This window comes from Mycobacterium scrofulaceum (assembly GCF_002086735.1).
In the GTDB taxonomy this organism is placed as follows: Bacteria; Actinomycetota; Actinomycetes; order Mycobacteriales; family Mycobacteriaceae; genus Mycobacterium; species Mycobacterium scrofulaceum.
This window is the reverse complement of the sequence record NZ_MVIJ01000004.1, coordinates 1-21,697: the sequence shown is the minus strand read 5'-3', so window position 1 is coordinate 21,697 and position 21,697 is coordinate 1. Positions and strand designations below refer to the sequence as shown.

At 66.8% G+C, this 21,697-nt stretch carries 22 protein-coding genes and 1 pseudogene; 9 read left to right on the top strand and 14 right to left on the bottom strand.

Annotation, left to right across the window (positions count from 1 at the left end):
- Positions 1-8: 8 nt before the first annotated feature.
- From BST44_RS04340 to BST44_RS04325, 4 genes are read right to left on the bottom strand one after another with little or no spacing between them, the layout of a single operon-like run.
- On the bottom strand, positions 9-992 hold the full coding sequence (locus BST44_RS04340) for a CaiB/BaiF CoA transferase family protein (protein ID WP_244184726.1): 984 nt from the start codon (positions 990-992) through the stop codon (positions 9-11).
- Positions 993-1,039: 47 nt separating this feature from the next.
- Positions 1,040-1,996, bottom strand: coding sequence for an LLM class F420-dependent oxidoreductase (locus BST44_RS04335; protein ID WP_083175197.1), 957 nt, complete (start codon positions 1,994-1,996; stop codon positions 1,040-1,042).
- Positions 1,981-2,403, bottom strand: a complete 423-nt coding sequence (locus BST44_RS04330; RefSeq protein ID WP_007168511.1) for a cobalamin-dependent protein — start codon at positions 2,401-2,403, stop codon at positions 1,981-1,983. The genes BST44_RS04335 and BST44_RS04330 overlap by 16 nt, the downstream gene beginning before the upstream one ends.
- Positions 2,403-3,992 (bottom strand): methylmalonyl-CoA mutase family protein, encoded by a 1,590-nt coding sequence (locus BST44_RS04325; protein WP_083175196.1) that lies wholly within the window; start codon positions 3,990-3,992, stop codon positions 2,403-2,405. The genes BST44_RS04330 and BST44_RS04325 overlap by 1 nt, the downstream gene beginning before the upstream one ends.
- A gap of 146 nt (positions 3,993-4,138) precedes the next feature.
- Between BST44_RS04325 and BST44_RS04320 the strand changes: the two genes are divergently transcribed.
- Entirely contained in the window at positions 4,139-5,683 is a 1,545-nt protein-coding gene (locus BST44_RS04320; RefSeq protein ID WP_083175401.1) for an amidase, read from the top strand.
- 12 nt (positions 5,684-5,695) lie between these two features.
- Here BST44_RS04320 and BST44_RS04315 read toward each other — a convergent pair whose 3' ends face one another.
- The 3 genes from BST44_RS04315 to BST44_RS04305 are packed head-to-tail and all read right to left on the bottom strand — an operon-like array spanning position 5,696 to position 7,907.
- Positions 5,696-6,508 (bottom strand): class I SAM-dependent methyltransferase, encoded by an 813-nt coding sequence (locus BST44_RS04315; RefSeq protein WP_083175195.1) that lies wholly within the window; start codon positions 6,506-6,508, stop codon positions 5,696-5,698.
- 55 nt (positions 6,509-6,563) lie between these two features.
- Positions 6,564-7,265, bottom strand: coding sequence for a M15 family metallopeptidase (locus BST44_RS04310; RefSeq protein WP_083175193.1), 702 nt, complete (start codon positions 7,263-7,265; stop codon positions 6,564-6,566).
- 42 nt (positions 7,266-7,307) lie between these two features.
- Positions 7,308-7,907 (bottom strand): TetR/AcrR family transcriptional regulator, encoded by a 600-nt coding sequence (locus tag BST44_RS04305; RefSeq protein ID WP_142274349.1) that lies wholly within the window; start codon positions 7,905-7,907, stop codon positions 7,308-7,310.
- A gap of 61 nt (positions 7,908-7,968) precedes the next feature.
- Between BST44_RS04305 and BST44_RS04300 the strand changes: the two genes are divergently transcribed.
- Positions 7,969-9,678: a CocE/NonD family hydrolase gene (locus tag BST44_RS04300; protein WP_083175192.1), complete on the top strand. Its 1,710-nt coding sequence runs from the start codon at positions 7,969-7,971 to the stop codon at positions 9,676-9,678.
- A 22-nt stretch (positions 9,679-9,700) separates the two neighbouring features.
- Here BST44_RS04300 and BST44_RS04295 read toward each other — a convergent pair whose 3' ends face one another.
- On the bottom strand, positions 9,701-10,981 hold the full coding sequence (locus BST44_RS04295) for a cytochrome P450 (protein WP_083175191.1): 1,281 nt from the start codon (positions 10,979-10,981) through the stop codon (positions 9,701-9,703).
- A gap of 186 nt (positions 10,982-11,167) precedes the next feature.
- Here BST44_RS04295 and BST44_RS04290 point away from each other — a divergent pair, with 186 nt between their 5' ends.
- Positions 11,168-11,722 carry a TetR/AcrR family transcriptional regulator gene (locus BST44_RS04290; RefSeq protein WP_083175398.1) on the top strand — a complete coding sequence of 185 codons (555 nt, stop codon included), beginning with the start codon at positions 11,168-11,170 and terminating at the stop codon, positions 11,720-11,722.
- Positions 11,723-11,905: 183 nt separating this feature from the next.
- Positions 11,906-12,745, top strand: a complete 840-nt coding sequence (locus BST44_RS04285; protein WP_083175190.1) for a mycofactocin-coupled SDR family oxidoreductase — start codon at positions 11,906-11,908, stop codon at positions 12,743-12,745.
- Here the strand turns inward: BST44_RS04285 and BST44_RS04280 are convergent.
- The 3 genes from BST44_RS04280 to BST44_RS04270 are packed head-to-tail and all read right to left on the bottom strand — an operon-like array spanning position 12,738 to position 15,198.
- Positions 12,738-13,508 (bottom strand): carboxymuconolactone decarboxylase family protein, encoded by a 771-nt coding sequence (locus tag BST44_RS04280; RefSeq protein ID WP_083175396.1) that lies wholly within the window; start codon positions 13,506-13,508, stop codon positions 12,738-12,740. The genes BST44_RS04285 and BST44_RS04280 overlap by 8 nt on opposite strands.
- Before the next feature lie 32 nt (positions 13,509-13,540).
- Positions 13,541-14,362, bottom strand: coding sequence for a mycofactocin-coupled SDR family oxidoreductase (locus BST44_RS04275; RefSeq protein ID WP_083175395.1), 822 nt, complete (start codon positions 14,360-14,362; stop codon positions 13,541-13,543).
- A gap of 5 nt (positions 14,363-14,367) precedes the next feature.
- Positions 14,368-15,198, bottom strand: a complete 831-nt coding sequence (locus BST44_RS04270) for a mycofactocin-coupled SDR family oxidoreductase (RefSeq protein WP_083175393.1) — start codon at positions 15,196-15,198, stop codon at positions 14,368-14,370.
- A gap of 85 nt (positions 15,199-15,283) precedes the next feature.
- Between BST44_RS04270 and BST44_RS04265 the strand changes: the two genes are divergently transcribed.
- Both BST44_RS04265 and BST44_RS04260 read left to right on the top strand, forming a co-directional pair.
- Positions 15,284-15,892, top strand: coding sequence for a TetR/AcrR family transcriptional regulator (locus tag BST44_RS04265; protein ID WP_083175188.1), 609 nt, complete (start codon positions 15,284-15,286; stop codon positions 15,890-15,892).
- A 146-nt stretch (positions 15,893-16,038) separates the two neighbouring features.
- Positions 16,039-16,686: a class I SAM-dependent methyltransferase gene (locus tag BST44_RS04260; protein WP_083175187.1), complete on the top strand. Its 648-nt coding sequence runs from the start codon at positions 16,039-16,041 to the stop codon at positions 16,684-16,686.
- Between the two features lie 489 nt (positions 16,687-17,175).
- On the opposite strand, the gene BST44_RS04250 is transcribed toward BST44_RS04260, so the two are convergent.
- Both BST44_RS04250 and BST44_RS04245 read right to left on the bottom strand, forming a co-directional pair.
- Entirely contained in the window at positions 17,176-17,847 is a 672-nt protein-coding gene (locus BST44_RS04250) for an RES family NAD+ phosphorylase (protein ID WP_007168496.1), read from the bottom strand.
- Positions 17,844-18,239: a hypothetical protein gene (locus BST44_RS04245; protein ID WP_007168495.1), complete on the bottom strand. Its 396-nt coding sequence runs from the start codon at positions 18,237-18,239 to the stop codon at positions 17,844-17,846. Before BST44_RS04245 ends, BST44_RS04250 begins: the two co-directional genes overlap by 4 nt.
- Before the next feature lie 801 nt (positions 18,240-19,040).
- Here BST44_RS04245 and BST44_RS04235 point away from each other — a divergent pair.
- Positions 19,041-19,292: a FitA-like ribbon-helix-helix domain-containing protein gene (locus tag BST44_RS04235; protein ID WP_007168493.1), complete on the top strand. Its 252-nt coding sequence runs from the start codon at positions 19,041-19,043 to the stop codon at positions 19,290-19,292.
- A complete protein-coding gene (locus tag BST44_RS04230; RefSeq protein WP_007168492.1) occupies positions 19,289-19,705 on the top strand; it encodes a type II toxin-antitoxin system VapC family toxin in 417 nt (138 codons plus the stop codon). The genes BST44_RS04235 and BST44_RS04230 overlap by 4 nt, the downstream gene beginning before the upstream one ends.
- 73 nt (positions 19,706-19,778) lie before the next feature.
- Here the strand turns inward: BST44_RS04230 and BST44_RS29405 are convergent, their stop codons facing one another.
- Complete coding sequence (locus BST44_RS29405; RefSeq protein WP_132160383.1) at positions 19,779-19,964, bottom strand: hypothetical protein; 186 nt, start codon at positions 19,962-19,964, stop codon at positions 19,779-19,781.
- 641 nt (positions 19,965-20,605) lie between these two features.
- Between BST44_RS29405 and BST44_RS04225 the strand changes: the two are divergent.
- A pseudogene (locus tag BST44_RS04225) lies at positions 20,606-21,619 on the top strand (IS256 family transposase); the annotation flags it as partial.
- Positions 21,620-21,697: the final 78 nt, after the last annotated feature.

Below are 21,697 nucleotides of genomic sequence, written 5' to 3'. Positions count from 1 at the left end.
GGGCCGCTTCAGCCTTCGGTTAGCTCCGGCGGCGGGCGGTACTCCGGCTGATAGCCCGCAACGTGGATGGGGCTGCCGACGAGCCGGAAGTCCCCCGCGGTGACGACGGCTTGCGGGGTCGCCTCGAGCGCCTCGGGCAGCGTCCGGACCGCCGCGGCCGGCACCCCCAGCGGACGCAATCGCCGTTCCCATCCGGCGGCGGTGTCGGTCGCCAGCATGGCCGTGACTACCGCGAGCACCTCGTCGCGGCGGCTGACCCGCTCGGCCATCGTCTCGAAGCCGCCGACACCCGCCTCGGCCGCGAAGGATTTCCAGAACCCGTCATGGGTGATGAACAACGCCAGATACCCGTCGGCGGTCGGGAAGAGCTGCGCCGGAACATAATACGAATGGGCGCCATGCGGGCGGCGCTGCGGCTCGACCCCGTCGTTGAGGTAGGCGGAGGCGTGATAATTCAGCTGCGACAGCATGGCGTCGCGCAGCGACACGTCCACCTGCCCGCCGGTACCGGAGATGATCTTCGCCAGCAACCCGAGCGCCGCGATCATTCCGGTGGAGTTGTCGGCCGACGAATACCCGGGCAGCGTCGGCGGACCGTCCGGATCGCCGGTCAGAGCGGCGATGCCGTACCCGGCCTGCACCACGTAGTCGAAGGCCGGGTCGTCGCCGCCGTGCAGGCCGAACCCGGTGATCGCCACGCACACGATCCGCTCGTTGTGCGCTCGCAACCGCTCATAGGTAAGGCCCAGCCGGCGGATCGCCGATGGCTTCAGGTTGACCAGCAGCGCATGGGATTCCGCGACCAGGTCGCCGAGGCGGCGCTGTCCGGCATCGGAGTTGAGGTCAAGACAGACGCTCGACTTGTTGCGGTTCAGGCTCGCGAAATAGCTGGCCCCGACGCTGCGTGAGATCTCGCCGCCGCGGGGCTCGATCTTGGTCACCTCGGCGCCCAGATCGGCCAGCAGCATGGTCGCGTACGGACCGGCCAGCATGGTGCCGACCTCGAGGATGCGGATGCCCGCGAGCGGCGCGGTAGGCGTCACCGTAATTCCGTTGCCAGCGAGGCGATCATCTCGCGTGTGCGGCGTTTGGAGGCGATCAGCTCGTCCCGGTTCTCACCGATCGGCAGCAGCCGCACGGACAGGTCCGTGACGCCCGCGTCGGCGAAGCGCCGCATCCGTGCCAGGATCTGTTCCGAGTCACCGGCCGCGCACAGATCCCCGACGTCGCGGGCATCGCCGCGTTCCAGGAGGCGTTGATAGTTCGGCGACACCTCGGCCTCGCCCAGGATGCGGTTGGCGCGCTCCTTGGCCTCGTCGATTTGTGCGGGCGCACAAAGGCATACCGGGATGCCCGCGACGATTCGCGGTGCGGGCCGTCCGGCGTCGGCGGCGGCCTTGGTGATCTTGGGCGCGATGTGGTCGCCGATCGCGCGCTCGTCGGCCATCCACAACACGGTGCCGTCGGCGAGTTCGCCGGCGATCTGCAGCATCACCGGCCCCAGTGCGGCGACCAAAACCGGCATCGGGGTGTCGGCCCCGATCGCCAGCGGATTGTGCACCGTGAACGAATCGTTCTCGACGTCGACCGGTCCCGGACCGGAGATGGCGGCACCCAGCACCTGCAGGTAGTCGCGGGTGTAGGCGGCCGGCTTCTCGTACGGCAGGCCGAGCATGTCCCGGATGATCCAGTGGTGCGACGGCCCGACGCCCAGCGCCAACCGCCCACCGGCAACCGCGTGCGTCGAGAGTGCCTGGCGGGCAAGGGCGATCGGGTGCTGGGCCTGCAGCGGCACCACCGCGGTGCCCAACTCGATGCGCGAGCTGTGCGCGGCCATCAGCGACACCATCGTGAGGCAGTCGAAATCGTCGGGCACTTGCGGCATCCACGCCGTGTCCAGGCCCGCGGATTCGGCCCACTCGATATCCGAGGCCAGCCTGTCCACCTTGCGCGCCATGTCGCCGCGCTCGGCGCCGATCATCACTCCGACGCGCATTGGTCCTCCATGGGTTCGGGGGTGCCGGTCAGCGCGCGGATTTCGCGCACGAGCACGTCCAGCGATGTCCCGGTGGGAAACACCGCGGCGGCGCCCGCGGACAACAGCTTGGGGACGTCGGCGTGCGGGATCGTTCCCCCGACCACCACGGCGATGTCCGCGGCGTCGGCGGCCCGCAGTGCCTCGATGGTGCGCGCGGTCAGCGCCAGGTGAGCACCGGACAGGATGCTCAGGCCCACGACCGCGACGTCTTCCTGCACGGCAATCGAGGCGATGTCCTCGATGCGCTGCCGGATGCCGGTGTAGATCACCTCGAAACCCGCGTCGCGCAGCGTGCGGGCGACGATTTTGGCGCCGCGGTCGTGTCCGTCCAGGCCGGGTTTGGCTACCAGAATCCGGGCGGCCACTAGAACACCACCGGCTGCCGGAACTCGCCCCACACCGCCTTGAGCGCGGAGACCATTTCGCCGACCGTGCAGTACGCGTTGGCGCAGTCGATCAGCTTGTGCATCAAATTCTCGTCCCCCTCGGCGGCGCGGGATAGTGATGCGAGACTGAATTTCACGGCTTCCGAATCCCTTTCGGCCTTGACCTTGGAGAGGCGTTTGAGCTGGAGATCGCGCCCCTCGGCGTCGAGTTCGTAGGTGACGACATCGTGTTCCGGCTCCTCGGTCACGAACCGGTTGACCCCGACGACGGGCCGGGCGCCGGACTCGATGTCCTGGTGGACCTTGTACGCCTCATCGGCGATCAGGCCCTGCAGGTAGCCGTCTTCGATGGCATGGACCATGCCGCCGTGCCGCTCGAGGTCGTCCATGATCTCGACGATCCGGGCCTCGGTGGCGTCGGTCAGTGCCTCCACGAAGTAGGAGCCGCCGAGCGGGTCCGCGACGCTGGCGACGCCGGTCTCGTGGGCCAGGATCTGCTGGGTGCGCAGCGCCAGTGTCGTGGTTTCCTCGGTCGGCAGGGCGAACGGCTCGTCCCAGGCCGCCGTGAACATCGACTGGACGCCGCCCAGCACCGCGGCCATCGCCTCATAGGCCACCCGGACGATGTTGTTGTGGGCTTGCGGCGCGTACAGCGACGCGCCACCACAGACGCAGCCGAAGCGGAACATCGCCGCCTTGGCCGTCACTGGCTTATCCGGGGCCCCGTAGCGCTCCCGCACGATGGTCGCCCACCGGCGCCGTCCCGCACGGTATTTGGCGATCTCCTCGAAGAAGTCACCATGGGTGTAGAAGAAGAACGAGATCTGCGGCGCGAACTGGTCGATGGTCATCCGGCCGCGTTCCACCACGGTGTCGCAGTAGGTCACCCCGTCGGCCAGGGTGAACGCCATCTCTTGCACCGCGTTGGCGCCCGCGTCGCGAAAGTGCGCGCCCGCCACCGAGATCGCGTTGAACCGCGGCACCTCGGCCGCGCAGAACTCGATGGTGTCGGCGATCAGCCGCAGCGACGGCCCGGGGGGCCAGATCCACGTGCCTCGGGAGGCGTACTCCTTGAGGATGTCGTTCTGGATGGTGCCGGTCAGCTTCGCCCGCGGTATCCCCTTCTTTTCGGCGGCGGCGACGTAGAACGCCAGCAGGATCGCCGCCGTCCCGTTGATCGTCATGCTCGTGCTGAGTTTGTCCAAGGGAATGCCGTCGAACAGGATCTCGAAATCGGCCAGTGTGTCGACCGCGACGCCGACGCGGCCCACCTCCTCGCCGAACTCCGGGTCGTCGGAGTCGTATCCGCACTGGGTCGGTAGATCCAGCGCCACCGACAGGCCGGTCCCGCCCTGGTCGAGCAGGTAGCGGTAGCGGCGGTTGGACTCCTCGGCGGTGCCGAATCCCGAGTACTGGCGAAACGTCCACAGCTTGCCCCGGTACCCCGACGCGAAGTTGCCGCGGGTGAAGGGAAACTCCCCCGGCGGCGGCGGTGTCGCCGCGACATCCCCGGGGCCGTAGGCCGGGGAGAGCGGGATGCCGGACGGTGTCTGAGCAGCGTTATCCATCGGTGAATAACGTACTTGCAAAAAAAGAGAATGCCAATACCACGCGTCTGAACTGGGGAAATAGTGCGTCGGTCCGCCGGATGGGACAACTGCCGATGCGTGGGTATGCCTCTGGGGCTCCGATCAACACCATCGACGGGATCACCATGACAATTGTCCGGCCATCGGCGGAAGATCTTGCGAACGCCGCCGAGCACTTCGGGTTCCACCTCGACGCCGACGCCCAACGGCAGTACCTGGCCGCCGTCGGCCACACACTGAAGTCCTACGACGTGGTCGACGAGCTCTACGACAAGAACGTGCGCACTGCGCCCCCGGAACGGCGATACCGGTTCCCGGAGCCGGGCACGAACCCACTCGGCGCTTGGTATCTCCATGCCGACATCTCCTCCGGCGCCGAAGGGCCGCTGTCGGGAAGAAGGGTGGTGATCAAGGACAACATCGCGGTCGCCGGGATTCCCATGATGAACGGATCCCGCTCGGTAGAAGGTTTCGTCCCCGACCGCGACGCCACCGTCGTCGAGCGCCTGATGGCGGCGGGAGCCACCATCGCGGGCAAGAGCGTCTGCGAGGATCTGTGCTGCTCGGGCTCGAGCTTCACCTCGGCGTCCGGCCCGGTGCGCAACCCATGGGACATCACCCGCGAAACAGGCGGGTCCTCCAGCGGTAGCGGCGCGCTCGTTGCCGCCGGTGAAGTCGAGCTGGCCCTGGGCGGCGACCAGGGCGGATCGATCCGGGTCCCGGCGTCGCTGTGCGGCATCGTCGGCCACAAGCCCACTCACGGCCTGGTTCCCTACACCGGCGCATTCCCGATCGACCGAACGATCGATCACCTGGGACCCATGACCCGCACCGTCGCCGACGCCGCGCTGCTGCTCACGATTCTCGCCGGATCAGACGGGCGGGATCCGCGCCAGTCCTCGGAGAGCATCGGTGGTGATTACCGCACGGCGCTGACCGCCGACGTGTCGGGCCTGCGGGTGGGCATTCTGAGCGAAGGCTTCGCCCAGCCGGGTTCGATGCCGGAAGTCGACGAGCTGGTCCGTTCCGCGGTGCACCGGTTCACCGAATTGGGTTGCGCGGTCGAAGAAATCAGTGTGCCGTGGCATCGCGACGCGTGGCACGTCTTCACCGTCATCTTCACCGACGGACCCACCCATCAGATGCTGGACGGCAACGGCTACGGCGTCGGCGTCGAGGGTTTCTACGACCCCGAACTCATGGCGCACTTCGCCAAACAGCGCGCCCGCACGGCCGACCAGCTCGCCAGCACCGTCAAGGCGATGGCGCTGTGCGGCCATTACGACCTGAAAACCCGCGGCGGAGCGTCCTACGCCAAAGCGCGAGAATTGCTGCCGGAGGTGCGAGCCGCCTACGACGCGGCCCTCGGCCGATACGACGTGCTGGCGCTGCCCACCGTGCCCCGCACGGCCGAAAAGCTGCCGGACGGCGGCCGCGACAATGTCGAGCTGATACAGCGCGCCCTCGGCACCCTGGTCAATACCGGACCATTCGACATCACGGGCCATCCCGCGATCTCGGTACCCGCGGGCGTGGTGGACGGCTTGCCGGCAGGAATCATGTTCGTGGGCAAGCGATTCGATGACGCGACGGTTCTGCGGGTCGCCCACTCCTTCGAGTCGCTCCGTGGGGGCTTCCCGGTGGCGCCTCGCGCAACGGCAGCCAGCTGAGGCTCGCTGAACCTAAGCGCGGCAGAGGATCTCGCCGTGCGGGATCGACAGCCAGCCATCCGGCGCCGCGGCCCACGCGCGCCACGCCGCGGAGATCTCCTCGAGCTGCGCGGTGCTGGCCCAACCCAGCCGCAGCAGGTCCTCGGCGATCCGCGAGCCCACGATCCGCTCGGCCCACATGCCACCCCACCATTCCCGCGTGGCGGGAGTCGCGTAGCACCACACGCTGCCCGTCGGCGTCACGTCGCTGAAACCCGCCTGCTGAGCCCAGGACAGCAGCCGTCGTCCCGCATCGGGTTCGCCGCGGTTGGCGCGGGCGGCCCGCTGGTAAAGCTCGCGCCACAGGTCCAGCGCCGGCAACTGCGGAAACCAGATGAATCCCGCGTAGTCGGCGTCCCGGGCCGCCACGACCCCGCCGGGCGCGCACACCCGTCTCATCTCGCGCAGGGCCGCCACCGGGTCGCCGACGTGTTGCAACACCTGGTGGGCGTGCACGACGTCGAATGCGCCGTCCGCGAAGTCGAGCCGGTGCACGTCGGCGGTCGCGAACGTCACGTTCGACAGGCCCCGGTGCTCGACCTCGGCACGGGCCGCGCCGAGGACGTCAGGCGACTGATCGACGCCCGTCACCGGCCCGGGAGCGACGCGCGCGGCGAGGTCGGCGGTGATCGTCCCGGGTCCGCACCCGACGTCCAGAACCGACAAACCGGGCTTCAGCCGGGGGAGCAGGTAAGCCGCGGAGTCCTCGGCGCTGCGTCGCTGGTGGCTTCGGAGCACCGACTCGTGATGCCCATGGGTGTAGGTGGCCCCGCGTTCGTCGTTCATGACAGCAGCCTACCGGCCAACTCATATATCGAAACGCCCGTCTCATTATATGGGATCAATCCAGCGGGACGTCGAGGATCGGTCGGTCCACCCCGGCGCCGGGTCCGTCGAAGTGCCACCACTCCCCCGAGTACGGCGACAGCCCGCCGTACTTCATGGCATTCCGCAGCGACGCCCGGTTCGCCTGAGCGTCCACGCTCACGCGCTGGGTGGCGAAAGCGTGTGCGCGCGGGGAGAAGTCATCGAAGTCGGTGCCCATGTCGGCCAGGCAAAGCCCGTCGGCATGCAGCCCGGACGCGCAAGGCTGCTGCATCGTCGTGAACGTCACGTCGACCGATCGCCCCGACTCGTGGCTGCGCGCATACGGGCCGGGCCGCGCGACCCAGGCCGGGTTGGGGACGAGTTCGAACATCTTGACCTGGACGTCGTGGGGCCGGTAGCAGTCCCAGAACACCAGGAGGTGACCCTGCGGCCGCAGCGCCGTCGCGGCCGCCGCCAGCCCCGAGGCCATCGATTGATGAACCAGGCAACGGGCGTCGGAGGGATAGAGCTGCCGGTGGGTGAAGTTATTGGTCGTCGCGTAGCGCAGGTCGATGATGGCGTCGGAGACCACACTGCGGACGTCGACGAATCCGGCCGCGCGCGCCGCGTCGCTCACGGGCGGGACGTCGGGTCCGGCCTGCGCGGTCGCGGCGCCGGCCACCGCGACGAGACCCACGGCGACCGCGGCCGCGAGGACGGGGCACAAAACACGCATCCGGCCATTGTCGCCGCTGCTCCCCCCGGCTTGCGTTAGCTCCTAGGAGATGTCGCCCTCGGCGTACCGCTGCAGGTTCGGCCCGATCGCCGATACCAGCTCGTCCTCCGGCATCGAGGCGATCGGCTCGATCTTCCAGACGTAGCGCAACAAGGCGAAGCCGATCAGCTGGGTGGCGATCAGCCCGCTGCGCCGCAGTCGCTCGCCCTCGTCTTCCCCCAAGGTGGAACCGCCGATCAGCCCGCGCTCCACGATCAGCCGCAGTTTCTCTCGGGTCTTGTCCTCGTGAGCGGCCGTCAGCACCACCGCGCGCAGGATCGGACCGACCTCCTCGTCCGTCCAGGTGTCCAGCACGGTGCGGATCAACTGCCGGCCCAGGTCGGCCGTGGGCGTCGCCCACGTCTCGGCCACCGCGTCCAGCCACTTCTGCGGCGGAGTCGTGGCGGCGTCGAGCAACCCCTCCTTGGAGCCGAAGTAGTGATAGATGAGGGCCGGGTCGACGCCCGCGGTCCGGGCGACCGCGCGAATCGCCGTGCCGGCCCAGCCATGTTCGGCGAATTGGTCGCGGGCGGCGGCCAGAATGCGCGCCGCCAGGACGCCGCGTTCGTCGCGCGGTCCGGGGGCGATCGGTCGCTTCGGCACGAGCTCACCATACCGGAAGTTTCATCTTGCGTTGAGACTAGTTTCAACATAGCGTGAAACTATGACGACGCTCAACGGCCCACAGACCACCGGCCGGCCATACCGGAACCTCAGTGAGCCGCAGTATGCCTCGCGCACCGACATCAACACCACGGTCACGATGCGCGACGGCACAACGCTTTTGGCCGATGTTCACCGGCCGGACGCCGACGGGCGCTTCCCGGCGCTGCTGGCCGCCTCGCCCTACCCGCGGCAGATGCAAGACCTCGGCGCCCCCGCGGGATTCATCGAGGCCGGCCGCACGGACTTCTGGGTGCCGCGCGGGTACGTGCACGTCATCGCCAACCTCCGCGGCACCTGCGGCTCCGAGGGCCGCTTCAACTTCTTCAACGCGCAGGAACGCCGGGATGTGCACGACCTGGTCGAGTGGACCGCGGCGCAGCCGTGGTGCGACGGAAACGTCGGCATGATCGGCATCAGCTACTTCGCGATGACCCAGCTCGAGGCGGCCGTCGAGCGGCCGCCGCACCTCAAAGCGATCTTTCCCCTGGCCGTGACCAGCGACCTGTACGAGGGCGCCAACCACCACGGGCTGTTGAGTTCGTCTTTCATCACACCATTTCTCGCGATGATGGGCCTGACCTCCGACCGCAGCGACAAGCTATGGCGCAGCAAGCCGGTGGGGCTGGCGCGGCGCGTGCTGCACAGCCCCGGCGTGCACAAGAAATTCGAGACCATGAACGGCGAGGCGGCGGTCACCATGCTGCGCCAACTGCTCAAGCTGCCGCACAACCCCCACCCGTGGGACGAATTGTGGCAGGAGGCGGCGGTCAACCACCCGACGCGTGACGCCTGGTGGGACGAGCGAAACCTGGTGCCGCTGCTCAAGGAGATCGACATCCCGGTCTACCTCGGGTGCGACTGGCAGAACGTGCCGTTACACCTGCCGTCGACGTTCGCCACCTGGAAGGGGCTGTCCCACAACGCCTGTGTACGGATGGGGATGCTTGGCGAGTACGGGCTGACGTGGCCGTGGGAAAGCATGCACACCGAGGCGCTGGCCTGGTACGACCATTGGCTCAAGGGCCGCGACACGGGCATCACCGACGGGCCACCGATCCGCTACTTCCTGCCCGGCACCGACGAGTGGCGAACCGCCGACTCCTGGCCACCGGCGCAAGCCCGACACCGCGAGCTGGCGCTGCGCGCCGACGGTGTCTTGGACGCCGAGGAAGGGCAGCCGGGCGGGCGCGAATTCATGGTGTTGGGAGCCGGCCTGGGCCGGGTCAAGGCCAGCTCGATCGACCCGCCGTCGATGCTGGCCTGGACCAGCGCGCCGCTGAGCCAGGACGTCGATGTGGTCGGCGACATCGAGCTGCGGCTAGTTGCCTCGGCGACGGCGATCGACACCGCATGGATGGCTTCGCTGCACGACGTGGCGCCCGACGGGGAGGAGACCGCCGTGACCGCGGGCTGGTTGCGCGCCAGCTTGCGCGAGGTCGACGAAGCGGCCAGTCGGCCCGGCGCGCCGGTGCTGCCCTGCCGGACCCCGCAAGCCGTGCCGCTGGGCGAAGACGTCGAGTATCGAATCCCGTTGGTGCCCAACGCCCGCCGGTTCAAAGCCGGCCACCGCATTAGGCTGACGCTCACCAGCGACGACCAGGACGCGTCGACGCCGGCGATCATGAACTTCCGGCATGCCAGCGTCGGCACCTCGAGCCTGAACACGGTGCGCTCGTCGTCGCGGTTACTGCTTCCGGTCCTCGAATAGCTCCCGCCGCGAGCAACGCTCGTCAGTCCGCCGGGGTGAACTCGATGTGCAGCTCCGTGAGCCCGCGCAGCAGGAAGGTGGGCTCGTAGTGATACTGGCGACGGGCGGGCGCCCCGTGCTTGGCCTCGCTGATCACCAGGTCGCGTGTCCGGTCGAGGAGGCGGTTGACGGTGACCTGTCCCTCCACGCGCGCGAGGGGGGCGCCCGCGCAGGTGTGGATACCGCGTCCGAAGGCGATGTGCTCGCGCACGTTCTTGCGGTCGACCCGGAACTCGTTCGGACTATCGAACTTTCGCGGATCACGGTTGGCCGCCCCCAGGCACAGCATGATCACCGTGCCGGCCTGGATGCGCACACCGCCCAACGTGGCGGTCTTGCGCGCCAGCCGAAAGTCCACCTTGGTCGGGCTTTGCATGCGCAGCGCCTCTTCGATGAACGGGCCGATGAGATCGCGGTTGGCGCGCAGGCGCTCCTGTAGTTCGGGGTGGTCACCGAGGACCTGGACCGCCGAGCTGAGCAGCTTGGTCACGGTCTCCTGCCCGGCGGCGAACAAGAACGTCGCCGGGCGGACCACCTCCAACAGGGGCGGGGTCGAACCATCGGGGTAGGTGGCGGTGGCCAGGCCGGTGAGCACGTCCTCGCGAGGGCGCTGTCGCCGCTCGGCGATGTAGCCGCTGAAGAGGTCATCGAGGTACTGCAAGGGGTTGCTGCCCACCGGCTCGTGATCGAGCGCGCCCACCCTGGCGCCCGGCGCGTTGCCGGCCCCGAGATTGCGGCGGATCTCGGGCCGATCCTCGTCCGGAACGCCGAGCAGGTCGGCAATCGCCAGCGTCGCGAACGGCTTGCCGTAGTCGCCAAGGAACTCGCAGCGACCGTTGACGATGAACTCGTCGAACTGCCGGTCCGCCAATTGCCAGATGTAGTCCCTGTTTTCCTGCAGCCGGCGCGGCGTCAGCAGCCTGCCCAACAGGGAACGCGCCTTGTCGTGTTCGGGCGGGTCCATCACGACCATGTGCTCGAAAATCGGGAACTCGTGGCGATGCACTTCGATCTGCTCGCTGATGTCGTCGCCCTCGGGAACAAACGGTAGCGGCGGGAAAGGGCCCCCGATGGCGTTGACCGCGGAGAACGAATCGGCATCTTTGAAAGCGGCCAGGACTTCCTGATAGCCGGTGACCGCCACCACCCCATAGTGCGGCTCGCGGAATACCGGCCCCCGCTCGCGCAAGTAATCCCAATACGAATAGGGATCCTGCACGATGTCGGCATCGGTGAAGTAGTCGACGTCGGCCAGCTCCGTCATGGCTCGAATCCTCTCCCACCCGCTCGGGCGTATGCGCCCCGTTGCAAACTGATCGATCGACCAAATTGCTAGGATGCAGCAATGCCTACCACGCGCCGCGCAGACCGGTCAAGCACCCCGGGCGCGCCGAAGCCGCCGGCGAATCGGCGCAACCGGAGCAACGACGATGCCGGGGCGCGCGGCAAGCTGATCGAGGCGACCGCCCGCATCATGCGCGAGGAAGGTTATGCGGCGGCCACGTCACGGCGCGTCGCCGCCGAGGCGGGCGTCAGGCAGGCCCTGGTCTATTACTACTTCCCGACAATGGACGACCTGTTCGTGGAGGTCCTGCGCGCCGGTGCGGAGGCAGCCCTGACCCGGATGCGTGCCCTGCTGGGCGACGACGATCCCTTGGCGGCGCTCTGGCAGCTGAACAGCGATCCCGCGCTGACCGTCCTCAACGCCGAGTTCATGGCTCTGGCCAATCACCGCAAGGCAATCGGCGCCGAACTCAAGGCGTACGCCGAACGCGTCCGCGACATCGAGACGGCGGCCGTGACGATGGTGCTCCGCGCGAACGGCGTCGATCTGGAGGCGTATCCCCCGGTGGCGATCTCCATGCTCATCGCGCAGACGGCGCGCAGCCTCTGCAACGAAAGTGCCGTCGGTGTCACCCAGGGACACGAGAAATTGCGGGCGTTCGTCCAACGCCGGCTGAACCTGATGAAAGCGCCTCCGGCGACGCCGGCGCCACGCGACTAGTACGCGCGGTGCCCCCGCCGCGCTGACGCCGGCGCGGGCACCGATCCACCGGACGCGTCGGCCGGACGCGTATTGACACTCGCGCGGATCGATGCCAAGCTTCCTGATCGATCGACCAACTTGGCGGTGCAGGCGCGCCGGGCAGTGCCACTACCCGGCGCCTCGGAACAGTGAGGTGCAATCGTGGGCGGACGGGTCGAGGGCAAGGTCGCGTTCATCACCGGTGCGGCGCGCGGGCAGGGCCGCAGTCACGCCGTCCGCCTGGCGCAGGAAGGCGCGGACATCATCGCCGTCGACATCTGCCAACCGATCAGCAGCAGCAGCGAGATTCCGCCGTCGACGCCCGACGACCTCGCCGAGACCGCCGACCTGATCAAGGGCCTCGACCGCCGCGTCGTGACGGCCGAGGTCGACGTGCGCGACTACGACGCTCTCAAGGCGGCGGTGGACGGCGGCGTCGAGCAGCTGGGCCGGCTGGACATCATCTGCGCGAACGCGGGCATCGGCAACGGCGGCCAGACGCTCGACAAGACCAGCGAAGAGGATTGGCGCGACATGATCGACGTGAACCTCTCCGGCGTCTGGAAGACCGTCAAAGCCGGCGTGCCACATCTTATTTCGCAGGGCGACGGCGGGTCGGTCATCCTCACCAGCTCGGTTGGTGGGCTCAAGGCCTACCCGCACACCGGCCACTACATCGCCGCCAAGCACGGCGTCGTCGGCCTGATGCGCACGTTCGCCGTCGAGCTGGGCCAGCACTTCATCCGGGTCAACTCCGTCCACCCCACCAACGTGAACACGCCGATGTTCATGAACGAGGGAACGATGAAGCTGTTTCGCCCCGACCTGAAGAACCCCGGGCCCGAGGACCTCAAGGTCGCGGCGCAGTTCATGCACGTGCTGCCGGTCGGGTGGGTCGAACCCGTGGACATCAGCAACGCGGTGCTGTTCCTGGCGTCGGACGAATCCCGTTACATCACCGGCCTTCCCGTCACCGTCGACGCGGGGAGCATGCTCAAGTGACCGCGGAGCCGGCTTCGTCGAGGACGCGTTGCTTCTGCTCGGCGATGACCTGGTTGAGATACGAGCCTTTGGGCCACCCGTAGTACGCGGCGAAATGCAGCGCCAGCTCGTCCATTTCCTCGAACGAGACGTCACCGCTCTTCAATGCGGCATAGACGTGCGACATGATCGGATATTGGGTGTCCTGGAACCCCACGCACGCCAACGTGATCAGGCGCCGTTCCTTCATTCCCAGCCCGGGCCGCAGCCACATCTCGCCGAAGACGAAGTTGAGAATGCCCGCGCCCGAGTACGGGTTGTCCCGCGCCGGCGCGAATGGCAGGCAGTTGATCTCCCGGAACGCGGCCTCCCCCCCGCGCAGGCGTGCGTCCGGGTCGCTCGGGGTGGCCAGTGGCAGCAACGGCGCCGGCGGCGGCACGCTGTCGCCGCGTTCGCGCGCGATCCGTTCCCACTGCGCGTCGACCACCATGTTGAACTGCGAGGCTTTCGGCCATCCGGCATACACCGCGAAATGCAGTACCGCTTCCCGCATTTCGGTGATGGTCAGATCGCCGCTGTTGAGGGCGGCGTAGACGTGCTGCTCGAGCGCGGGCGTGGCATCGGCGCCGGCGACACACGCCAGCGTGACGAACCGCCGGTCGCGGCGGCTCAGGCCCGGACGGGTCCATACCTCGGCGAACACAAAATCGATGAGCCCGTCGGCGATTGCCGGGCTGCTATCCGCCGGCGCATCGACGGTCATCACCTCGGCGAACGCGCGCATCCCGCGCTCGCGCCGCTGATTCTGGCTACTCATCATCTGATGGTCACCCCCGCGTCGACGGTGAACTGCAGACCCGTCACGTGCCGGGCCTCGTCGGACACCAGGAACAGCACCGCGTTGCTCACGTCGACCGCCTCCGTCATCAGAACGGGCAGCGCGTTCATGAAGATGGGACCCAGGTCGGGTCGCTTCTCGGCGATCAGCTGGTGCATCGACGGCGGTGCCATGCCGGTGGGCACTCCCGTGGGGTGCACGGTGTTGACCCGGACATTTTGTGCGGCAAGCTCGTTGGCGAGCGCCAGACTCATTCCCACGATTCCGTGCTTGGCCGCCGTGTAGGGCGTGTGCAGCGGGGTGCCCTTGATGCCCGCCGACGAGCTGATGTTGACCAGACTGCCGCCGCCGGCGGCGAGCACGTGCGGCAGCGCCGCCGCACACGTGTTCCAGGCGCCGATCAGGTTGACGTCCACCACCAGCCGCCACTGCTCGGGCGTGGTGGTGTCCCAGGTGCCCACCGTCAACACGCCGGCGTTGGCCACCGCGGCGTCCAAACCGCCGAGTTCGGCCGCGCCCTCGTCGACCGCGGCCTTGAGCGCTTGCACATCCCGCACGTCCACGACCTTGCAGACGGCCGACCGGCCCAGCTCACCGACGAGTTGGGCCGTCTGGCGCAGATCGTCCTCGGTCGCCAGCGCATACTCCAAGCCTTCGGGGGTGTCGCAGATGTCGACCAGCAGGCAGTCCGCTCCTTCTTCGGCCAACCGCACCGCGTGGCTGCGCCCCATCCCGCGGGCCGCGCCGGTGATCAAAACCCGCTTGCCGGCCACCCGGCCCGTCGTCGAAGGGTGCGTCATGGCGGTCACAGTTTGTTGCAGAAGCCGGCGTCCACGGGGAACGTCACCCCGGTGACGTACTTGGCCTCATCCGAGACGAGGTAGGCGATCGCGGCGCTGATGTCTTCGGGCTCCAGCATCTCCACCGGCATCGGATTCTGCAGGTGCGCCCCGCCTTCCGGGAAGCTTTCCAAAAACTCCGTCATCGCCGGATTGACGGCCATCATCGTGCGCACCGCCGTCGGGTGGACGGTGTTCACTCGAATGTTGAACGGCGCCAACGAATTCGCCAGCACGCGCATCAGCCCCACCACGCCGTGTTTGGAGGCGGCATACCCCAGCCCGCCTCCCTGCAGGCCACCGAAACCACGCAGCCCGGCCGTCGAACTGGTGAACACGATCGCCCCGCCGCGCTGCCCGGCGAGCAGATGCGGGACGGCCGCCCACGCCGTGTGATAGGCGCCGTCCAGGTTGACCCCGAGCGCGGCCCGCCACTGCGCCAGCTCCTCCTCGATGCTCAGCTCACGGAAGGCCACCGGCGCGATCCCCGCGTTGGCGCACACGATGTCGAGCCGACCGAAATGCTCCACCCCGGCGTCCAGCGCCGCCTTCACCTGACCGAAGTCGCGCACGTCGGCCACCGTCCCGAGCATCTTGCCGCCCTCGGCCTCCACCAAGCCGATCGTCTCGTCAAGCTCCTCGCGAGCGGCCATCGCGTAACCGTTCGCCGGGATATCGGCACAGATATCGATGCCGATGATGACGGCGCCCTCACGGGCCAACCGGACCGCATGGCTGCGGCCCTGCCCACGCGCGACCCCGGTGATGAAAGCCACCTTGCCCTCTAGACCACCCACCAAGCCCTCGCTCGCCGCGCCCGCCGGCGCATCGCCTTGTGCCAAGTAACCGCGTTACTTAGAGACGCACAGTAACATCGTTACCGTGGTCGGTAAAGGTCAACGCGGCAACACCTCGTCGGCGGCCCGGGAAGCCGCCCCCGATCCCCTGATCGACATCGTCGTCGACCTGATCGACACGCAGGGCTACGACGCCGTGCAGCTGCGGGAGGTGGCGCGCCGGGCTCGCATGTCGCTCACCACGATCTACAAGCGCTACCCCACCCGGGACGACCTGATCGTCGCGGCCCTGCGGTGGTGGATGGACACCCACCGTTACGCCGCGGTCGCCGCGCACTCTGCCGACGACGAGTCGCTCTACGACGGGCTGATGTGGATCTTCCGGACCATCTTCCAGCCCTGGGAGAAACACCCGCGCGTGCTGCAGGCCTACGTGCGCGCGCAAGCGGGACCCGGCGGCGACGAACTCACCCAGCACGGTTTCGACGTGGTCGTGCCCGCGGCCAGATCGGTCATGCGCGAATGCGACGAACGTTTCGCCGACGACCTGGGCCGGATCCTGTCGGGCGTCGTCTACGGAGCTTTGAGCCAGTTCGCGACCGCGTCCATCGAGATCACCGACATCGTGCCGACGATCGAGCGGGCCGTGTACTGGCTGACCAAGGCGCACGAGGGCGCCTGCCGTCACCAATAGCGCGAGCGGGTATCAAACGTCATCCGTTGCATCACTTCTGGTGCGCGGCAAGCCGGGGGAAACTATGGATCGGTTGACAGTGCACGGCGGCCAGGCCGGCGGGACCCAACCGTCGACCTTCCGCATTTCAGGTGAGAGGACAACCCGTGGCGCTTACCTTGAGCCAAGCCCGCTCGGTCTACGACCGGATCGGCCGGATGCAAGATTGGCAAGGATTCTATGAGGACGCGACCACCGAACGCCTGGTGGCCGGGGCGGCACTCGCCGGGGGCCAGACAATTTTCGAGTTCGGTTGCGGCACTGGCCGGTTCGCTGCGCGCTTACTGAACTCGCTGCCTGACAGCGTCAATTACCTCGGCGTGGACATCAGCCCGGTGATGATCAACCTGGCCATCCGTCGACTCGCGGCCTGGGCTGAGCGGGCCAAGGTGGTGCTGGTCGAGGGCACATTGCCGTTGCCGGCTGATGACGGGTCCGCCGACCGGGTGATCTCCACGTTCGTATTCGACCTCCTCGACGTCGACTACGCCCGCGAAGTGCTCGATGATCTGCGACGCATCCTCGCCCCCGACGGCCGGCTGTGCCTTGCCAGCCTCGCCCACGGCGATCGGCCGCTCGAACGCGCCGTGTCACAAGTCTGGACCAGCCTCTGGCGCGTTGCACCGCAACTCGTCGGCGGGTGTCGCCCCGTCAGCCTGACCGCGCTGCTGGGCGACGACTGGCAGGTCCACCAGCACTCGCGTGTGCACCGCTTCGGCCTCGTCACCGAAGTCGTGATCGCGACGCCCAACTAGCGACACCCGTGAGCGCGTGTCACCCGCGGTGAAGGCGACTTCGTGTGACGCAGGATTGGGGCTCGGCTACCCGCTTGTTGCGGCCGAAATAGTGCCGTGCAGCTCAAGACTGGTGGCCAGGGGCGGGATCGAACCGCCGACCTTCCGCTTTTCAGGCGGAGTTCTGGCCTACACCAATGTGTTTCAGCCGGTCAGACCAGAAGCGCAACCGGCATTCGGACGTGTTGGATCAGTCGGTCTGGCTCGTTGGCCCCATGTTGGCCCCATGAGATAACCCAATCTGCGTGGCAAGCCGATCGGGTTACTTGGTCGGTAGAAGCGGACTTGGGCGAAGTCTTAGTGCGATGGTTTTCGCTTACCGAACAGAGCGCGGCGGTCCCGGCGGATCTCATAGAGACGCCAACTGAACTATCGACCGCAACTGAAAGGCTGGATGCAGTCCAATTTGCTTGCGTGTGGTCCGATGGGCACCACCGCGCGCATCCCAATCTAGAGCAGTTTCACCGGCGCTGGCTCAAGCACTAGGCCCCACGGCGTGGTGACGTTGAGGAGCGGTTCGGGCGGCGGGTCGGTGAGCGCGATGGGGTCTCCGGCCAAGCTCGCGGTGCCGCGCCCCTCGAAGAGTGCGACGCAAGCGTTGCCGTCCAGGCGGGACGGGAACCGGACGGCGCCGGCGCCTCGGTCAAAAAGGTCCGCGGCGATCGTCTGCGTGATGGCGCGGCGACTGGTGGTGATCTCGCGCAGATCGAGGTGCTGCAGGTCGTGCTCGAGCAGCAGTTCGACGTGGCGATCCTCGATCTCCTGGCGTGTGGGCACGTCGGTGAGATCGATCAAGGGGCCATCGAGCTTCAGGACTGTGGGAACGAGGGCGTGCTGTATGCGCCACTGCGCAGTGACCGGCTTCTCAGTGAAGTCTTGGGCAGCCTCAGGTCCGTAGCGCTCAACATGGCGGCGCAGCGCGCCGAGGTTCGGCCGGAAGTCGGCTAGCACCTCGCGAAGACACGTTTCCGCCAAGTCAGCACAATAGAGCGTGCGGAACCGGCGGTAGACGTCGTCGAAACGGTGACTGAACTGGTACAGCTCCAGCGGAGTGAAGCCGAGCGGGTCAGCGTAATAGCCGACCCGCCACAGGGTTCGCCCCTGCTCGGGCGCCGCGATCACGACTGGAAGCTGGCGACCTGCCGTGCAGCCCGGACAACCATCGCGAACTCCGCGGTGTCGACCGCCGCACCGAGCACCTCGATCGGCGCGCGATCGTCCAAGCGCGTGTTGGTGCCAAACAGCCACGCCCGCGCCGTCTTGTCGTCGTAAGCATCGACGAGCATCCTGACGACCTTGTAGCCCTCACGTAACCGGCGCTCGGTCGCGCCGTGAGGTTCCGGGCCGCCCTTGCGCGCGTAGCGGCCGATTTGCTTGGCGTCAGCCAAGCCCGCCATCGCCGCCGCGACGCGCTGGCCGACGGCCTCTTGCAGATACGCGGCGATCTCGCGGATCGAAAGCGTCGCTGCCTCATCATCAAGCCGCTGCGCCGCAGAGACGGTCAAGACTGGCATATCGCACCTCCACGTTGATCTACCTGAGACGCTACCACATAAACACCTGAGAACACACCCTGAAGCTACACCTGATAGCCACCAGGCCTGGCCTACGGTTCGCGGTTGGAGCCGTTGAATCAGCATGTTCGCGCAAAAATGCCGCCAACGACGCCGCTCACTGGCCACGATTCGACCTCTAAGGTATGAGCTAACCGGTCACCGTCTCCTCCAGTGCGCACGGTCTCATAGCTGCACGTCAGCGAGGTTCAGCCGTTCCCGCTGTGACGCTCCGTCCCTCTTGTTCGCATCGGTTCCACCGTGTTCTGTGGCCAAATCCGTGGCCATTCCAACAGCCATAAGTGGGCCCATGCGCAACCCGCGGCGCGAGCCGTCGCGGGTGACACGATTACAGATAAGCCGCGAACGTCACCACGAGAAGATCGGCGAGCGCGTCCGAGCCACCTAGGCGTAGAGACTCATCCACCGTGCGATGGTCGGCTCCATGCGCTCGGGCACGAGCGAATCCGCGTCCCGTTGATCCCGCCGTACGTTCCTGTCGGGGTCGCTGAGCAACCAGATGGTTCGCGCCGATGTCTCCATCGCCGAACGGCATAGTTGCATTATGGACGACGCGTAGAGGTTCCTCGTCGTCGTCCGTTGATCTACGAGCAACGCGGCCGCGTACAGGTTCTCCGTGGCGCTCATCATCGGAATCAAACACTCCTCGGTGACCGCTGTCCGTTATAACCGGATCTGGGGCATTCTCAATGAAGGCGAGGTCAACGCACTATCTGAACGATATCGTGATAGCATCGCTCTGTGGCGCAGATTCTCATCCGTCAACTTGAGGACGACACCAAGGCCAAATTGCAGCGACTAGCCCGTCAACACGGTCGCAGCACCGAGGAGGAGGTGCGCGAGATCTTACGGAACGCAGTCCGGCACGTCGATAATCCGCCTGGGCGGCTCGGGTCTCGTATCGCGTCACGCTTCAAAGGCGTGGGCCTGACCGAGGACATACCCGAACTGCGGGGACAGCCCGTCCAGCCGGCACAGTTCAACGAATCATGATCGTGCTGGACACCAATGTGCTCTCCGCGTTGATGCGGGACACACCCGATCCGGCCGTCGTGGAATGGCTCGATAATCAGCCCACCGAATCAATCTGGACGACATCGGTAACAGTATTCGAGATACGCACTGGTATTGAACTTTTGACGCCAAGCCGCCGACGCAAGCGGCTCGACGAGATCTTTTCTCAACTCCTCGACGAAGACCTTGATGGTCGTGTGCAATCCTTCGACCTGACGGCTGCGTTTGCCGCTGGGACCATCGCCGCCACCCAACAACGAGGTGGGCGTGCGGTGGAAATTCGTGATGTGCAGATCGCCGGCATCGCCGCGTCCCGGCACGCAACTGTGGCTACCCGCAATACTCGCCACTTCGACGGAACGGGCGTCGACCTGGTCAACCCCTGGGACTGACGTCGTGCCCCAGATTCATTGAGAATGCCCCAGATCCAGTGATAACGGACAACCGCCGCATCCCCCGCCGGCACTAAGGGATACGCCTCCTTAAAAGCGGCGTCGTCGCCGACAAACGGGCTCCCCGGCTCAGGATGGTGCGGGTGCAGTCCCCACTGCCGCAATTCCGCGCACGCTTGGCACGGTTGCCGATGCGGTCCAGCACGCCGTTCGTCGCCAAATTGACCAGTGCTTCTATCATCTGCTGATCCGGCTGCATAACGAGTCTCCTATTACAACACCAAACACGCCCTGGCTGCGCGGTACGTTCACAATGCACCTGTCCAACGACAAGTCCGGGGTGTTCAAGGGCGCGCCGGCCATTGAGTAACAATTGCGACGTTGCATTTCGTAAGGCGGACGCCCGCGTTGGAGTCTGGGACCTAAGGGGACAATCGGCTTCCCACGCAGCGACTTCCACGTCAGGCAGCGGATTATCGAAGGTGTCGGAAACTGAGAGATTCTGTAGCTGGCCGAATTGACGCGGTGTGTTTGTTGAAGCTTGCATATCGGGCGGCGGTGGCTCGTCCCAAGCCTTCGCCATCAACGTCGGATCGTCGAGGTCTCGGCAAGCGTCGGCTGCTCGGCGGAGCTGTTCCGCTGTCATCCGTTCTGCAGGCTTGTGCCGCGGTGCCTTATCGGACATTGGTGACCCTGAAGATCTCTGATCGTAAGCGGATGGGCGTAGGTTGAACTCTATCTTGGTGGTCAATTCGTCACGGTGCCAGTTCTCCCCAGTTGCGTCCAGCAGAGTGGTGTACGAGCCGGTGATGACCGGCGTGTCGTAGCCGGATGAATGAAGGTCATCGCGTGATTCTTCGAGGGACCGACCAAAGTCACTCGAGCAAAGGAATCAACGCGATGACCATTGCCCACGATATCGACCTGTCTGCCGTGCTGGCCGAACGACTCACCACCACGCACCCTGATGTGCTGCGCGAGTTGTTGGCCGCCTTCATTCACGCCCTGATGGGCGCCGAAGCCGACGCGGTGTGCGGTGCCGGCTACGGCCAGCGCAGCAGCGAGCGCACCAATTCCCGCAACGGGTATCGGCACCGCGAGTTTGACACCCGCGCAGGCACATTGGATCTGGCGATTCCCAAGCTAAGGCAAGGTTCGTACTTCCCGGACTGGCTGCTGGAACGGCGCAAACGCGCCGAGCGGGCCCTGACCACGGTGGTGGCTACCTGCTACCTGCTGGGCGTTTCGACGCGGCGGATGGACAAACTCGTCGAGACTCTGGGCATCACCAGCTTGTCGAAGTCCCAGGTCAGCGTGATGGCCAAAGAGCTCGACGCCGCGGTCGAGGCGTTCCGGACCCGGCCACTGGATGCAGGCCCGTACACGTTCATGGCTGCTGACGCCCTGGTGCTCAAGGTTCGCGAAGCAGGCCGGGTGGTCAACGTGCACGCGCTGATCGCCACCGGGGTCAACGCCGAGGGCTACCGCGAAATCCTGGGCATCGACGTCACCACCGCCGAGGACGGGGCCGGCTGGCTGACCTTCCTGCGGTCGCTGACCGCCCGCGGCCTATCAGGGGTCCGTCTGGTCACTTCCGACGCCCACGCCGGTCTGGTGGCCGCGATCGGCGCCACCCTGCCTGGGGCATCGTGGCAACGGTGTCGCACCCACTACGCCACCAACCTGATGGCCATCACTCCGAAATCATCGTGGCCGTGGGTACGCACACTACTGCATTCGGTCTTCGATCAACCTGACGCCGGTTCCGTTGCAGCCCAATATGACCGCATCATCGACGCACTGGCCGACAAGCTCCCCAAGGTCGCCGACCACCTCGAAGACGCCCGCGCCGACCTGCTCGCCTTCACCGCCTTCCCCAAACAAATTTGGCGGCAGATCTGGTCCAACAACCCACTATCCGTTAACCGGCTCTCCGGGGACACGGTTCGGGCTGCAGCGTGAGGTTCACGCACAAGCGCTGAGCACGGATGG